The sequence below is a fragment of the Paenibacillus sp. S-38 genome, from assembly GCF_049942825.1.
Taxonomy (GTDB): Bacteria; Bacillota; Bacilli; order Paenibacillales; family NBRC-103111; genus Paenibacillus_G.
In genome coordinates, this window is sequence record NZ_CP187970.1 from 7335009 (window position 1) to 7350524 (window position 15516).

Genomic DNA, 15516 nt, shown 5'->3' on the forward strand with positions numbered 1-15516 from the left:
TTACTTATGACTTGGTTTTGGGATAGTTACAACCTTGCTCAGAAAAAAGCTATTACAGCACCCTTAGCCCATATGGTAATTAACGCTGCTGCCGGAACAGGTAAAACAACTACATTGGCAGCTCGAATCCTATTCTTACAACAAGAATTCGATATTGCACCCGGCTCAATTATTGCAATTTCATTTTCAAGAACTGCTAAGTCGAGACTTGTAGAGAAGGTAACAAAATTATGTAAGGAAAACCTTTTCGGAAGCCCAGTTTCCACTTATACTTTTCACGGTCTTGCTTTCCGAATCATTCGTATTGCAACCAGTTTAGGTGAAACTTGGCTTCAACCTGGTTTCAACGTTTTGGAATCTAGTAATAATATAAATCAACTTATAGCGGAACATCGAGATCAATTACTTAAGGGTGTCGGTGCAGGCTTAGATGAAGAAGATGCTCTTGTTGCATATTTCAAAGCAATAGACGAACTAAGACAAGGGAGCATCGATCTGCCTCCATTTCTGAACTCAAATCAATTAGAAAAAGGCTATGTCTTTGAAGTAGATATCGGTTTAAACACTTTCATAAAAATTAGTAGCGATGATCTTAAAACGGTTTGGAATAGATATGAAAAATTAATGAAATCATACAATAAAATTGATTATACAGGTCTGATAACGGAAGCCATAAACGTACTTAAGCATTCCCAAGGGTTAACCCTTACTCGAGTTCAAGAGGGTCTAAAGGTCATACTAGTTGACGAATATCAAGATACTTCCAGCGCACAAGAACTTTTGTTATTTACCTTGGCAGGCCTGAACATCCCAGTAAATGTTGTAGGAGATACGGATCAAACCATCTATACATTCAACGGCTCCAGCCTTTCTAATATGAATAACTTTTCAATACTGGCACAAAAAACAAAAGTACCTATTAACGAACCAGTACACATGGTAGAGAATTACAGATCAACTGCTAATATTTTAGATCTAGCAAATAAAGTACGAAATAATTCTGAACAAAAAAAAAAGCTAATACCTGCGAATGAAATCAATAATGAATTTTTATTATCGTATAGAGAAAAGAACTTTCCTAATCGACTAATCCATGCACCACGATTAGAATTGGCAGCTGATTTCGTAGCTCACGAGATACAACGCCTCATTCAGGAAGATGGGGTTCAGGAAGACGAGATTGTTGTACTTATTCGCAAGAATTCAGAGTACGCACCTCAAGGTGATACGGTACGACAAGCACTTTTAAAGCTATGTCTTAACGTAGATGACTCCAGTGATGTTTCCATCTCTGGTTCTATTTCTAATAGAGCAGAACATTTGCGTTACATTTATGAGTTTTGTCAAGACCCTGGTAACTATGGACGTCAGATTGCTGAAGTTATTAATGATAAAAATATAACTTCTTTACCAGAAGGTTTATCTTTTGAAGAGTTTTTCTCTTACCTCAATGAGGCACATAATTCTGGAGCTATTTATTGTTATGAGGCAGTTGACCTTATCTTTTCCGATATCAATTCAGATGAATCTACTACTAGCCAATCTCCAAAGGGAATTCAGGTGCGGACAGTCCATTCATCGAAAGGCGAAGAATTTCGGGTTGTCTTCCTGCTATATTTAGGAGATCGTTCCTTCCCACATGGGAGTCAACCTGATATTGAGGAAGAAAGAAGACTTCTTTATGTTGGCGTCACACGTGCTCAAGAAAGACTATATATACTCGGAAGACCCGGAATTCACCATGAGGATTTTTTTAATGTTTGTAAGGGACCAATGTCAGTAACCGAGAAATACGATGTATTTGGTGGTAGGAAAGAAAGTGACTCTAAGATTGATTTTGATCCCTCCAAGTTAACCTTAATTGATAATGCAAGAAAAATGCAAAGAGAAAAAGCTTGGGAGGAAAGAAACTCACTCTGGAAAATGTTTGAAGAAGATGATGAGGAGTGTTAATCATAGATGGCAATAAGAATGATTAAGTTGACAAGCGAACAAGAAAGTTGTGTAACCTTTCGTCCTGAGGGGGAACTACTTATACGTGGTATTCCAGGTTCAGGAAAGACTACTGTTGTTATGGAACGCGCTTTATACTTACAACAAAAAGCAGAACAGATTACTAATGGGCCTAAGGTTTTACTTCTGACTTATAATCGTGCATTATCAACGTATATTAGACAAATGGCACGTGTAACCAGTGATGAACCTATCCAAGCAATGACCTTTCATCAATGGGGCTCACAGTTATTACGTGAATCTGGAATATCTACCAGCCGCACTATATCTGATGAAAAAGATGGTCTTGTGAAATACGCTAAAAATATAATTAATAAATATAGCGATCCAGATTTACCAAATGTACAAGTTGCTAGATTAAGTAAAGATAAGGCATTAATTCGCTTTCTTTCAGAGGAAATCACATGGATTAAGAGCAATAACATATCTAGCCGTGCAGAATATCTTAATGTTCCTAGGGCAGGTCGTGGAACTCAGGTACATGTAACCAGAAGTCACCGTGAATCTATCTATGATATTTTTGAGAAGTATCAATCCCTTTTAAAAGGACGCCGCTGTATCGATTTTGATGATATAGCCTTACTAATTATCCAAAACGTCGACAAAATTCAAAAGAATAAAATGCCAAGTCATATACTAATAGACGAAGCACAAGATCTGACCCCAGCACAATTTCGTGCTATCAAGTTATTAGCGGCTAAGAGCTTAACCATTGCTGCAGATAAGGGTCAACAAATATATCGAAGAAATTTTACATGGAAAAGTGTTGGTATTGAAATCCGAGGCACGCGCAATAAGTTTTTAAGTAGAACATTTCGTTCTACAAAACAAATTATACAATTAGCCAGAAGTCTACAGGCTCATGATAAACAACTTATAACAGATGATGAGTATATGCCATCTCAAGATCCCGATGCAATTGGCCCCAAGCCCGAACTGATGGTTTCAAACAAATTACCTGACGAAATAAATACAGTGGTTCGTAAAATCAAACAAATCCAAGGGATTTTTCCGGAAGATACAATCGCCATTATTGCATATTCACAGGATAGGTTAAGTGATTTTGAAGAAGCACTAACCGAAAATAATATTGGCAGTATTTATATTAAGTCAGATGATGCAGATTTTATAACCCCTGGAGTAAAATTAGTTTCTTTTCACTCCTCTAAAGGTCTTGAATTCGATCACGTTATTGTAACTGGACTTCAAGATGGCAAATTACCATATGGTATAATGGATCCGGGGGATGACCCAGAATCATTTAAAGCAACTGAAAGAAGAAAGCTATACGTTGCCATGACTCGTGCCAAGCTCACATTAACACTTTCAGCTGTTACACCGATATCTCCATTTATCCATGAATTGGACTCTGAACTATACCAATAAAGTCAACAAAAGCCGGATGTAATCATCCGGCTTCCTTCATAATATGTCGCTTAATGAATCTTCTTCTTTTCCAGTATAATTATTACTTAACAACGGTGTCAGCTCGCCGTGATAATAAATGTGAAGCTCGTGATGAGCACGAGTCACAGAAACAAATAAGAGTTTTACGTCAGTGATATTTTGTGGATCATAACGATCTTTGCTTGCATTTGGGATAATAACTGCATCGAATTCCAGCCCCTTAGATAAGTAACTGGGGATAACAACAATTTTTTCCTTTAATTCTTCATCAGGATCATCTATTAGTTGAATAGACTCTACACCGCTCCTATGTAGATACTCGAATAATTTTTTTGATTGCGTGAGATCTTTACATATGATTGAGATAATTTTATACCCTCTGTTATTAAAAACAGCAATAGAACTCCTGATATTTTCAAATAATTCTTTTCCGTGCAGTATTCTTTCGACCTTCGGGCCTTCTCCGTTTCTTAATATAGGGTCAATCTTCGGCAAATCTAATGCCGAGTTAGAAATTATATCATTAGCAATTGACATGATTTGATAAGTGGATCTATAACTTGTCTTAAGATCCATAACATATGTGTTATTGTATTGAAGTACCTCTGGAAAAAGTACCTTCCAATCATTAATTCCTCTATAAGAATAGATATTTTGAGTTACGTCACCTAAGAACATAACAGATTTACAGAGGGATTTGAGTAGCCAGAGTTCTAGAGGACTATGATCTTGGGCTTCATCAACCACAATATACTCTAACTTTTCATCCCATCCATTAATTTTAGATTTTATATAAAGCAGTGCACCTAAGTCTTCATATTCAATGTTCGTCGTAAAATTATTTTTTAATGAATCTAAGAATTCATCACTTAGTCCTATATTCATTGAAAGTAATAACTCTTTCTCATAAAGTTGCTTATAAATTTGCAAGGGATCTAAAGGTTTTATTTTCTTTACGTATTGATCAACAGCAAATTTGTATTCTGTTTTAATTTTATTTACTTTCTGCTCCTTTAATTTCTCAAAGGTTTTATATGCGTCCTTCCTTTCCGCTGAGCCTGCAGGCAACAAAGCTATCCAATTATCGTGGATAGAATCAAATTGTTTCCTTATGCTTTCGATTTGTTTTAGTTCCCCTTCTCTCGCCCATTCTTTTAAATGTTCTTTAAGCATTTGAAACCTTCTGTTTATCGGTAAGTATTTCTTGCCCGCCAGAAAGGAATCAATATAACTCTGTTCAAGAAAATATTCATTATTTATAAAAAACTTTCCTTTTGGTCCGATATTTATCTCAAAAGTTTGTAATAATTTATCAATTGCTTCTTTTAGTTTCATCGAACCTTTAAACTTAGAAATTAAATCTATTTCATTGAGCGACATTTGACCGTCTATTATTTGTGATAATTTTTCTGTTGGATCATTTATTTTTAAGTTCAAATCTTTTAACTGTTCCGTTGCCCAAGACATAAATGTATTTTGACGAACACCACTTATATCTAGTTTAGGGATAACTGATTGAATATAGGATAAAAACATCTTGTTAGGACCAAGAACCAAAATTTGATCAGGTCTTAACCAATCTCTATACTGATAAAGTAAGTAAGAAATCCTATGCAAGGCTATACTTGACTTGCCACTTCCAGCCACCCCCTGCACTAGTATACTTTTATCCATTGAAAGACGAATGATTTCATCTTGTTCCATTTGAATAGTGGCTATAATATCTTTAAAATGATGGCTATCACTTTTACCTGAAAGTATTCCAGATAAAGTAATGTCAGAGTCATCTATAGAATCAATTATTGTGATAATATTGTTTTTTTTCACTTTATGGATATTATTTTTAGAAGAATCACTACTTTTTTTACCACCAGCTTTAACTTCCGTTACATTAATAACTCTTTTGTCACTAATTTGAATATGTCTTTTTCTCTGTACATTCACTGTTCTTTTCTGACTATTTGCTAAATAATCAACTGTGCTGCTGCCACCATTAAATGAATAAAAAACCTTTGAAATATCCGAACGCCAATCAACAACTACTATTTCCATGTTTGATTTTGCAATGCCTACCTCACCAATATAAAGAGTTTCTGTAATCCCCTCTTCATCTATATCAATCCTACCAAAATAAGGTATAGATATTGCTTTTCTGTATTGTTCAATTTTTTTAACTTTCTTTTGTTCCATTTGATAATCAGGTACAGGTCTATCCACCAATATTTCTTCAATAACATTTTTTATAACTGTTATATTTTTCTCCAGATTATTTTGTTCCTCTGAAACCAGATCAACCGATGACTTAATTTCGTCTTCTCCTCTAAGTTGCATATTTGATCAGCCCCCAAAATACTAAAAATAATCTCTCATATTGTAACATTACACCACTGATTTCTTACATTTATTATATGCGAGCACTTACTTTATTTATATTAAAATAATGACTCAGAAAAAATAAGAATCTTTTCCACTACCTGTTGTTCCGAATGATACAGGGAGGTATGAGAAGCCTGATTTTATGAGCTCATTTCATCCGCCGCTCAAAATGCTGATGAAGCCGATACAAACAAATCTCTTCTGTCCACATATGAAGCATAGCTGCATCATCTGCCCTAACTTCAAACTGCAAAGAGAACTCGTTCCCATCAAAACGTACAAGCCCTTTTGAACTGCCGGCCCACTTCGTCATCGGCATCTTGGCGATCAGCTTTGCCGTCTTTTCCTCATTGTAATCCCACAGCTTTGAAGTCTCGCTGTCGGAAAAATCGATTCTTTTCCGGTATTCCTTCTCCGTTAGGTATGAGTGGAAAAATGCTGCTGTCTCGACTGGGGATACTGGCTTCGTCCACTGATCAGGCCCGCGGCTCAGCATATAGAGCAGCACGATCATCTTGTAGCTCTTGGCCATAACGGTGCTCTCTACTTCTCTCAGCCAATCCTCATAACGCTCGAAGAGTGCCTGTTCCCTCTCGGTAAGCTCGTCAGCCCAGCTTAGAAAGCTTGCATAGGATTTGAACTCCTGCGCGTATTCCCGGATGTTTTCCCGCCCTTGCAGGTGAAGCTCCAGATAAGTCGGCCTTCTCCCAAGCTCGGCCTTCAGCTGGAAGTAAGCCGAACGCAGCTTCTCCTTACGAGGCTGACGCTTACGTATCAGCTCCTTAAGCAGATCGATCACCTTCGTGTCCAACTGGAGGAAACAACCGGCAGGCACTTCAGGGAGGAATGGCTCCGCTTTACTCTTGGCACTTTTCTCCTCGTCAACCCGGAACAAGCTAAGCTTAATATCGGCATTGCGGTAGTTACCGATAAGATCGATCACGCTGCAGTATTCCTTCCCCTTATGCAGACGCAGCCCGCGTCCTACCTGCTGGGTGAATACCGTCAACGACTCGGTTGGCCGCACGAACAGAAGCGTATCGACCGAAGGAATGTCCACCCCCTCATTGAAGAGGTCTACCGTGAAGATCATCTCCAACCGGCCCTCATCCAAAGCTCGAATAGCCTGCTCTCTCGTCATCTCTGTGGTCCGGCTGTGCAGACTAAGAGCGGCAACTCCCTGATCGCGGAAGTAATTGCACAGAAAATCCGCCTGGCGTATGGAAGAACAGAACACTAGAGTACGGGTCTGCTTATGCTCCTTCCAGGCCCGGTAGATATTGACCGCCGCGCTATCCTTCATCTGCGCCTGCAGCAGCTCTTCCTCATCGTACCGGCTTCCGAGCCAGGTGATTTGGCTGTAGTCCGTCTCGTCATGAACGCCGTAATACCGGAAGGGAGAGAGCCAGCCGCGTTCGATCGCCTCGATAAAATGAAGCTGATATGCCACATTCCCGTCGCAGATAGCATAGACGTCTTGCCCGTCCATCCGGTCCGGCGTTGCCGTGATTCCGAGCAGGAAGGCAGGTTCAAAGTATTCGATCACCGACTGGTAAGACCTTGCCGCGGCATGGTGGAACTCGTCCACTACAATCAAGTCAAAAGCCCGGGTGTCGAACGTTTCCCTGTGCTTGCGTATGCCCAGCGTGTAGATCGAAGCGAAGATGCAATCGGCATCGGTTGTCTTCTCCTGACCGTTGAATATGCCGGTGCTGCGTTCAGGCATGACGTGCTGGAACGATTTCTGAGCCTGATAAAGAATCTCTTCCCGATGAGCGATGAAGAGGACTCTGCGGAACCGCTGAGCGAAGAAGCCCGCCAGGTACGTCTTGCCGAGTCCCGTTGCCATGACGACCATCGCTTTATCGTACTGTTCTTCCATGGTCTTCTGCAGAGCCTCAAGCGCTGCCTGCTGTGCCGGCCGGGGTTCCAGCCGATTGGCTTCACGTACCTCCGTCACTGTATTATCCCGAGCCTCCGTACCCGTCTCGGGAAGCTGCAGCTCTGATTCTTCCATCTCGGCAATCGTCCGGACCAGCTCAGGGAACTTCTGGTGGTGGGAGTTATATTCCCTCGCGTAGATTTCAATCGTATGTTCATTCAGAGGGAAGGTGGACTCATGATAAAAGTTGCGCATGAACTTATCGAACGCTTCCTGGAAGGTGAACGGCTCCGCCGCCGCATTCATCGCCAGATTCCATTCCATCCCCATGCGGAACGCTGAATGAGACAGATTGGAGGAGCCCACGATGAGCAGCCCTTCGCTGTTATCGTAATCCAGCAGGTAAGCTTTGGGGTGGAAGGAAGTCCCGCGGCTGCGCCACATCCGGCTCTCTACGCGGGGATGAATGGCGATCAGACTGCGCAGTCCTTCCGGCTGGGTAACGAAGAGATAATCGCCCCCCAGCACCTTGATCTCGGCTCCCCGCTCCGCCGCCTCCCTCAGATAGGGCGCCAGGATACGTACTCCGGAGTTCATTACAAATGAGGTCATGATGTAAATGGCACTTGCCCTGCCGATCGCGGGGATCAGCTGGTCTGCCAAGTTCTCGGTGATTAACGTGATATTAGGCATCCGGCACGTCGATCAGGAAACAGCGGTCCCGAAAGCCTCCGCGCTCCGCAGCTTTGTGGGCACGAACCTGCTCCAGCTCCTGCACCGAGCTGCCGTGTATTTCGACCAGCGCATGCAGCACTTCTAACACGTCAGCAAGCTCTTCTACGGATTCTTTGTCGTTTGCGGCTGACAGATATTCCTGCACTTCTTCTTGAAGCTTCTTACGCAGTTCGTTTCTATATTCCTCCGTATCGAGCTTCCTGCTATTAGGAGTCAGCCCACGGGATGTAATAATCTCGGGAATCCGGTCACGTACAAGTTTATTGTATGTTGGCATCCATCTCACCTAGCCTATCGTTTATATGGATATGCTCGCTATGTAACAGTGGTCTTATATTATTTCGACAAAATGCGCAAGAATCCTTTACGGTGAACTATGCCATCCAATCATCGTTGACAGCATATTCGTAGAAACCCCACTATCCCGAATAATCACTCTTGACTTCCAGAACCAGCAGTTTAAACGTATTGTTTTTTCCTGATTCTGTAGCAATAAATGGCTGCCATCCGGCGTCATATACTCCTCTAATATTGATAAGATCTTCTCTATTATGAGTAGTTCCACCGGAGGCGTTCCTCCATTGGAGCTGTCCATGAATCGTACGGCCTTCATCAATACGAAATTGCTCATCTACCGAGCTGGACCTGTTGGATTTCTGCCAATACGTATGATCGTTGGTTATAAGGATGGCATAGCCTCTGGCTTCAGATCTGCTGGAGATTACGCTCTCGAGCTTCTCAACGTCCTTCAAATAATCATAGCGCGATATGTCCTGCGCAGCCTGATTCTTCAGATTTACGTCCTTACCATGATGGATGGTTTGGAGCAATGCGGTCTTATACCTAACTTCGATGGCTAGCTTCTGATCGTCCTTCTCTGCCCAGATATCAACCTTATGCCTGCCAAAGTCCCGGTTGATCTGAGTATGGAAACCGTCAGTTTTCAAGCATTCGATAAGCTTGTCCCTTAGGTCCATTTGGGATACCGGTATCTCATTGATGGAACGGATATATTGATTAATACCATGCCGGTCATCTGGAATTTCATGATGTTCATCTACCATAGGAAATGCTGGTTGTTGGATTTCGGGTAACTCCGGGGCTGCGGGAATCTCCACTTTCGGTACAGCCTGAGGATCTGCTTTAAGGAGAAGAGATTGGATGCTGCCCTGTACTGAATCATCTAACTGACTATAAGGCTTCCAACGGATAAGGTAGCTTCCTTCGATCAGGATCGGCTCCTCGCGGCCCTTCATCGTTCCATGGCCTGTCCCCTCGCTCCATGACAGCACACCGGATATCTCCCGGCCCTCATGAATCCGGAAATCGCGGTCGAATGTAGATTTGTTCATGCCTGGGTCTATGCAATAGGAAGTATCGTTCGTAAGGAAAATTAAGTAGCCTTCGTCCGCCAGATTCTTCTTTACCATCTGCTCAAGCCGCTGCAGATCTTTTAATACATCATACCGCCCGATGTCTTGGGCGCCTTGATTCAGCAGGGAGAACGTTTCCCCTTGTACCGTATGTTCCAACGCCCTCATTTTGTATTTCAGCTCGATTGCAATTCTTCGGCCTTCTATCTCCAGCATAATGTCCAGATAGGTCCGGCGCTTGGGATCCAAATCCAGCCGCTTCTCCAAGCGGATCTCACCCTCGTAATGCTGCCGCAGCTCCCATGCTAACGAATGCTGAAAATCGGCCTCATTATGGAAGATAGGCCTTTTCTTTGCTAATACGCTTAATACGTGTTGTATGTCCATGTGATGGGTTCTCCTTTAATATCGACGGCTTTCAACACTTACTGGTTTCTGGTCTGACAAAGGAAAACCCATTGTTAGTCCACTATTCCTCATCCTTCAAAATGGCTCTCAGTTCGCGTTCTGCTTGCTCTTCGTCATCGTACCGCAAGGCGTACAGCTTAAGCTTCTTGTCGGGCTGATCTTCCAAATGCCATGATTCCAGATATTCTCCGCTCCCGCCCTCAATACCGGAATGGTACGGATAGAGCAGTACTACGGTTCCCACTTCCTTATACCTCGTCAGGTAAGCGTACATCTGGTAGAAATCCTCGCGCTTCACCCCGTGTCTTGAATACCCGCTTCGGAGGATCTTCCACTTCGTATCCAAAAGCATTGCTTGGCCATTGGAAATTGGAACGTAGATGTCAGGCTCCAGCTGAAATACGCCGCGTCCGTTCCCCTCTTTGATCAGCAGCTTATAACGCCTATCCTTCTCAATCGCATGGGGAGCAAGCTTTCTCACGAGATAGGCTACATAGGCCTCAAATAATTCATTCATCTTGAATAAAATGGAGCTGCTTCGGGTATGCCCTAATGCGGCTGTTGGAGCAGAGCAGGAAAGAATAAGCCTTGCTAATTGAAAGCTGCTTTCAAATCGACGGTTGGTACGGTCAAAAGCGATTCGATTGAGCATGGTAGAATGAACCGGTACCGAGCTAACCTGCTCTAAGATCACCAAGCAATGACGGGCCAATTTACGAATCTCTGTATTAGCAGTAGCCATCATTAAATATTGAATAGCCGCTTTGAATACTTGGTTCAACGGATTATTCACTTCGAATTCGTCATAGATGCAGCTTACTCCGGCCTGCTTCACTGCTGAGCGTTTGAGTTGACTTGCCATATCAATTTTGCCCCGTACCCTCTGCACAACAGCCTGCTCGGACTGATATGTTCTGAAGCTGCCTCTGGCTAGTTCCTTGGAGAGTTTATTCACCAACAGATACCCTATAATCTCGATGAGGTTCATATTCTCGGTTACCAGCTGGCTCGTTTGGCTCTCATGAATATCAAGAAACCGCGATTTGTTCAACATGTGGAGTAGGACGCGCCGCGATTTAACAGGATCATCTCCGGACACCTTCGGCAAGATTTCAATGGAACAAGAGGTCAGCTGGATAAATCCAACGTAGTTGATAAATGTAACTCCTTGACGTGTAATGCTAATCTGATCCTGCTCCAATTGGTTGATTCCTACATAACGATCCAATTCATCAGCATCCGCAGCTGTGAACGCCTTCTCTTCATTGCTTGTGATGGGCAGACAATCCAAACATTCCGTCACAACGAAATGTCTCATGTTTGTTCATCCTGTTGGCCGGTCATGTCAATATTTTTGTAAATACGAATTAGTGCTTCGGCCGTCGGCCTCTCTTGAACGAAGTATCGTACTTTTTGCGTCTCAGACACTCTCATCGCTTTACCGAAGAGCCCCTCTGCTTTGATCGTTTTCTTGTGCAATAAGTAAGACCTATCGCTGCTGGAACTGCTTGTTCCGCCAAGGATTAACTCGATCGACTCCCAACTATCGTAGAAGTACTCCTGCAGAAGCGGAATAACCTTGTCTGTCATCACGCGGATGTATCGGTCGATCTCTGGCTTGTCTGTTATAAAATAAGCATGCCCGATCACATGGTCCCGGTCATAGAGATACTCGATTCGATCGTTCAGTGTCTTCAGCAGCAATTGAATGTTAACTCCCCCTACGTCTGTAGGCAGCACAACATAATCGGGCATCATCTCCACAAAATCAAAGCGTCTACGCAATGCCGTATCCAGCAGCGCAATTGAGCGGTCCGCCGTATTCATAGTACCCAGGAGATGAACATTGGCCGGAACACTGAATCGTTTCCCTGAGTATGGAAGCGTAACGGACATTTCATTCATCCGGCCTTCCCGTTTGTCAGGCTCCATTAACGTAATAAGCTCACCGAAGATCTTGGATATGTTACCGCGATTGATCTCATCGATGATCAGTACATACTGAGACTCCCTGCTGCTTTGCTGAGGTTGTCCGGAAAGCAGCTCTTGAAGGCTCTCCATGTTCAAGTCTTTGCTATAGAACATGTATATCGTCTGCTGAGAGAATACTTTATCCCGCAGAATACTCTGCACCGGCAGCATATTGGAATCACTGACATACAGCCATTCCACCGAACGGAAATGTTGATACTCTATCTCTCTTTCTGACTTGTAGGTGTACTCTCCCGTAATCTTACCAATAGCCCGCGCTTTATGATTACCACTGGAAATAACAACTACATCCCCGATTCTCATCCAATGCTTAAATCGCTCCAAAGCTTCAACGCCAAAAGGGGTACCGTCCGGGTTCTGGTGGTAATAAAGATCTCGAATTTGCTGTTTCTCCACACAAGAGGAGTAATCCGCACTTCCGCCCCAACCCAAGGCAATCACATTGTTCGATATACAATAATCGTAAATTTCATCGTCATTGTCCCGCGTATTTCCCAGAGACATTTTGAAAAACTGAGTTTGCTGCGGATCAAACTGATAGGTTGTTTTTCGCTGTTTTACGGATACTCTCGCGGCGTCGCAAAGCTTTTTGAATACGCCATCACGCACTTCATACTTCTGGTCTGTCTCGCTGAAACGAATGCCCTCTACGAACTCTTCATATCCATAGGATTGATGAAACGTACAGAACATCACATGGTTACTCTCGACATAACGATTGAATAAGGTGACGGCTTCTGAACGCCGGGATGGGTTGGCTAGCAGATCAGGATCAATATCCGGGTCCAGAATGGATAAAGCATGATTAATGGAATGATAGGTTTTACCGGTTCCTGGCGGACCGTATAAGATCAGATTCTGAGTGTTCGTGTTCATGATAGCTTGGTCTCCTTGATGGAGTGAATATTGAGTGTATGAAGAGGGGAGCAGTAAAGTAAGATCTTTATAGTCCGATTCTTTTGCCCACGGATTACCGCTGCGCCTGTCCCATTTATAATGCATCATAGTAACATCACTGTTCGCCGCGGCTGGAAATTGATCGAAGAATTTCAGTACGCCTTCTTTTTTAGCATCCGCTAGCTTTCCTCTGACATCATAAGAACCTACAATCTCACCACTGCTGACAATCCTAACTACATAATGGTGATCGTCTATTTTGATGGTCAGTATGTAATATGTTGTTGGTACAGCTGTGATGTAATTTTTGTTGGCTATGCTCTCATCTGCTTTAGCTATAATGCTCTCATACGACATAGGGGACTCCTAACTGAGATTCATCTATATGAGTAACTTGTATTACACTAAATTGAATATCATAAGGATAATTTTAATTAGGACAAAAAAACCTAAAGTTGTGGCAACCAGAATTGAAATAATTAGAAAAATGATGATAATTTGCAAAATTCTTTTATAAAGCGTATATGGATAAACATGCCTCTTACTATTTTTAGAATAAATAACTGGAACAAATTTAAACCAAGACCATAACCCTCTAGTTTCCTCCCTCAACCAAGTAACTTCATAGGGGATTGTCCTGCCGAAGATTGTCCAATAATTAAAATAATTTAGAACAAAATAATAGGTTCTTATAAGCTTTATACCGGATAACTGCAAATTTTTTTGTATTATGGATCCATATTCGATCTCTAATATATCAATTTCAACCTCATCCCATTCCCCACTTATATTAGAAAAAACAGTTTCATCTATTATTTCTATTTTTTCGCTCTTAATTTTCGATTTCTCAAATTCCACTGTCCTCATTCTTATATTGTTATTGTAAAATATTACTTGCCCCACTATTTTATCTATTATTTTATTGGCGTTATTTTTAATAAGTATGTTCCTTTGTAACACCCTATCTCCCCTGCTATTAGAAATCCCTTTATCATTTATAACTACTTCTATGGGATATTTTGAGTTGGACTTATAAGTGTTCAATTGGGGGGCGTAATAATTTTCATATACTTCCTTAAACTTGTTATTGCTTTTAACAAGCAAGAAATATACTGTGGCAACAACAATATTGAAAACCAATATACATAGCATTTCTAAAGGTGTAATTCCCTTAGATTCAACTGTAACTATTAAGATGTAAAGATAAGTTATTAGTAAAATACTTGCATACAAATATCGCATACTTGTTTTTGTAAAAATGAATTTACTTTTACCAGCCTCACTGTTACTTATCTCCTCTTCATGCCTTGCTTTAAAGGCTTTAAGTTTCTCTACAGTATAATAAGTATCATGATCATCTATTTCCTTGTGGTGACTACGACAAAGTAGGATCAAATTATCATATTTGTTCCTTTCTTTTTTGGTTAACTTTGATTTTCCACGCGGTCCCTCTTCTTCCTCAGCAACAATGTGACACTCCTCCCCGATAACCGAGATTAAATCTTCTCTTTCTGGACTGACCACTTTTATCAGAGAAGCGGGACAGTTAGGAAATGCACATCTGTTTCCCGATCTCCCCCATAGTATTTTTCTATCCCTATCAGAAATCGCCATAGCTCACCTCATAATACTAAAATTATTTTCATATTTTCTCGAATATATTTCTAACTAACTTCCCCCTAACTCTTCTTAATCCCCTCTACATGCGCGGCCCGAATAGCCGGATCAATAATGTTAGCCGCGGCTACAATCTCATAGATCCGCTGAATCTGCGCCTCAGTCAGCACGGGCTCACTAGATGTTGCCTTCAGCCTGTTACACTTCCGAGCAATATACTCCGATAGCTCTACATCGTAGACGACCAGTTCATTGGACTCGATCTTTCGAAGCTCGGGGTCAATCCCGAAGCGGCAGCGCATGGTGAAAGACACCATCGAGATATACAGCAGCGAAGGGAATTCGCCGAGGAATCCTTCTAAGGCTTTCACATGCCCATAGTTCTGGAGCAGCGGGTTGTACATGGTATACCGGTTGCTGACGGTCCACTTTTTGTCGGAACGGCCGCCTTTGATTTCACCTGCGTAGTTTTTCGTCTCAATCACGAAGAGGCCATATGGCGAGATAATGACATGGTCGATCTGCGAATAGCCGGAGCGGGCTTTCTTGTTCGGCAGCATAATATCGCTTAAATACCTGCAGTTCTTGGGCAGCTGGTCCAACTGGATGTTGATCTTGTGCTCCCCCAGCTCCCCGATCCGTGCAGCTTCAACTTTCGGTTTCTTGGGGCGCGGCTTCTTGTCGGTCTGCGGTTTCTGGGAGGAAGGCTTCTTCTTATCGGATTTAAATAGGCTCAGCAGCTTCTGTAACATGGTGTCTGGTCTCCTATGCTGTAGTAGTTTTAGAATTATTCGACAAAATCTGCGAAAATCCTCT

Annotated in this window: 10 protein-coding genes; 2 read left to right on the top strand and 8 right to left on the bottom strand. The window is 42.1% G+C overall.

Features of this window, described 5'->3' with window-relative positions; translation table 11 throughout:
• Positions 1 to 6 precede the first annotated feature (6 nt).
• Together ACP26L_RS31980 and ACP26L_RS31985 are read left to right on the top strand one after the other, a co-directional pair.
• Positions 7 to 1953, top strand: a complete 1947-nt coding sequence (locus ACP26L_RS31980) for an ATP-dependent helicase (protein ID WP_426449642.1) — start codon at positions 7 to 9, stop codon at positions 1951 to 1953.
• A 6-nt stretch (positions 1954 to 1959) separates the two neighbouring features.
• Complete coding sequence (locus tag ACP26L_RS31985) at positions 1960 to 3399, top strand: UvrD-helicase domain-containing protein (protein ID WP_426449643.1); 1440 nt, start codon at positions 1960 to 1962, stop codon at positions 3397 to 3399.
• Positions 3400 to 3435: 36 nt separating this feature from the next.
• On the opposite strand, the gene ACP26L_RS31990 is transcribed toward ACP26L_RS31985, so the two are convergent.
• The 8 genes from ACP26L_RS31990 to ACP26L_RS32025 form a co-directional block, all read right to left on the bottom strand.
• Entirely contained in the window at positions 3436 to 5751 is a 2316-nt protein-coding gene (locus tag ACP26L_RS31990; protein WP_426449644.1) for a HelD family protein, read from the bottom strand.
• 193 nt (positions 5752 to 5944) lie between these two features.
• Positions 5945 to 8371 carry a DEAD/DEAH box helicase family protein gene (locus ACP26L_RS31995; protein ID WP_426449645.1) on the bottom strand — a complete coding sequence of 809 codons (2427 nt, stop codon included), beginning with the start codon at positions 8369 to 8371 and terminating at the stop codon, positions 5945 to 5947.
• Positions 8364 to 8690 carry a nucleoside triphosphate pyrophosphohydrolase gene (locus tag ACP26L_RS32000; RefSeq protein ID WP_426449646.1) on the bottom strand — a complete coding sequence of 109 codons (327 nt, stop codon included), beginning with the start codon at positions 8688 to 8690 and terminating at the stop codon, positions 8364 to 8366. The genes ACP26L_RS31995 and ACP26L_RS32000 overlap by 8 nt, the downstream gene beginning before the upstream one ends.
• 142 nt (positions 8691 to 8832) lie before the next feature.
• Entirely contained in the window at positions 8833 to 10173 is a 1341-nt protein-coding gene (locus ACP26L_RS32005) for a hypothetical protein (RefSeq protein ID WP_426449647.1), read from the bottom strand.
• A gap of 82 nt (positions 10174 to 10255) precedes the next feature.
• Positions 10256 to 11512: an McrC family protein gene (locus ACP26L_RS32010; protein WP_426449648.1), complete on the bottom strand. Its 1257-nt coding sequence runs from the start codon at positions 11510 to 11512 to the stop codon at positions 10256 to 10258.
• Positions 11509 to 13440 carry an AAA family ATPase gene (locus ACP26L_RS32015; RefSeq protein ID WP_426449649.1) on the bottom strand — a complete coding sequence of 644 codons (1932 nt, stop codon included), beginning with the start codon at positions 13438 to 13440 and terminating at the stop codon, positions 11509 to 11511. The genes ACP26L_RS32010 and ACP26L_RS32015 overlap by 4 nt, the downstream gene beginning before the upstream one ends.
• A gap of 42 nt (positions 13441 to 13482) precedes the next feature.
• Positions 13483 to 14697, bottom strand: coding sequence for an HNH endonuclease signature motif containing protein (locus ACP26L_RS32020; RefSeq protein WP_426449650.1), 1215 nt, complete (start codon positions 14695 to 14697; stop codon positions 13483 to 13485).
• 65 nt (positions 14698 to 14762) lie between these two features.
• Positions 14763 to 15452 (bottom strand): nuclease-related domain-containing protein, encoded by a 690-nt coding sequence (locus ACP26L_RS32025; protein WP_426449651.1) that lies wholly within the window; start codon positions 15450 to 15452, stop codon positions 14763 to 14765.
• Positions 15453 to 15516 lie beyond the last annotated feature (64 nt).

Coding starts and splice junctions, on each gene's coding strand:
- ACP26L_RS31980 (WP_426449642.1), top strand. CDS start 7: ATGACTTGGTTTTGGGATAGTTACAACCTTGCTCAGAAAAAAGCTATT.
- ACP26L_RS31985 (WP_426449643.1), top strand. CDS start 1,960: ATGGCAATAAGAATGATTAAGTTGACAAGCGAACAAGAAAGTTGTGTA.
- ACP26L_RS31990 (WP_426449644.1), bottom strand. CDS start 5,751: ATGCAACTTAGAGGAGAAGACGAAATTAAGTCATCGGTTGATCTGGTT.
- ACP26L_RS31995 (WP_426449645.1), bottom strand. CDS start 8,371: ATGCCTAATATCACGTTAATCACCGAGAACTTGGCAGACCAGCTGATC.
- ACP26L_RS32000 (WP_426449646.1), bottom strand. CDS start 8,690: ATGCCAACATACAATAAACTTGTACGTGACCGGATTCCCGAGATTATT.
- ACP26L_RS32005 (WP_426449647.1), bottom strand. CDS start 10,173: ATGGACATACAACACGTATTAAGCGTATTAGCAAAGAAAAGGCCTATC.
- ACP26L_RS32010 (WP_426449648.1), bottom strand. CDS start 11,512: ATGAGACATTTCGTTGTGACGGAATGTTTGGATTGTCTGCCCATCACA.
- ACP26L_RS32015 (WP_426449649.1), bottom strand. CDS start 13,440: ATGTCGTATGAGAGCATTATAGCTAAAGCAGATGAGAGCATAGCCAAC.
- ACP26L_RS32020 (WP_426449650.1), bottom strand. CDS start 14,697: ATGGCGATTTCTGATAGGGATAGAAAAATACTATGGGGGAGATCGGGA.
- ACP26L_RS32025 (WP_426449651.1), bottom strand. CDS start 15,452: ATGTTACAGAAGCTGCTGAGCCTATTTAAATCCGATAAGAAGAAGCCT.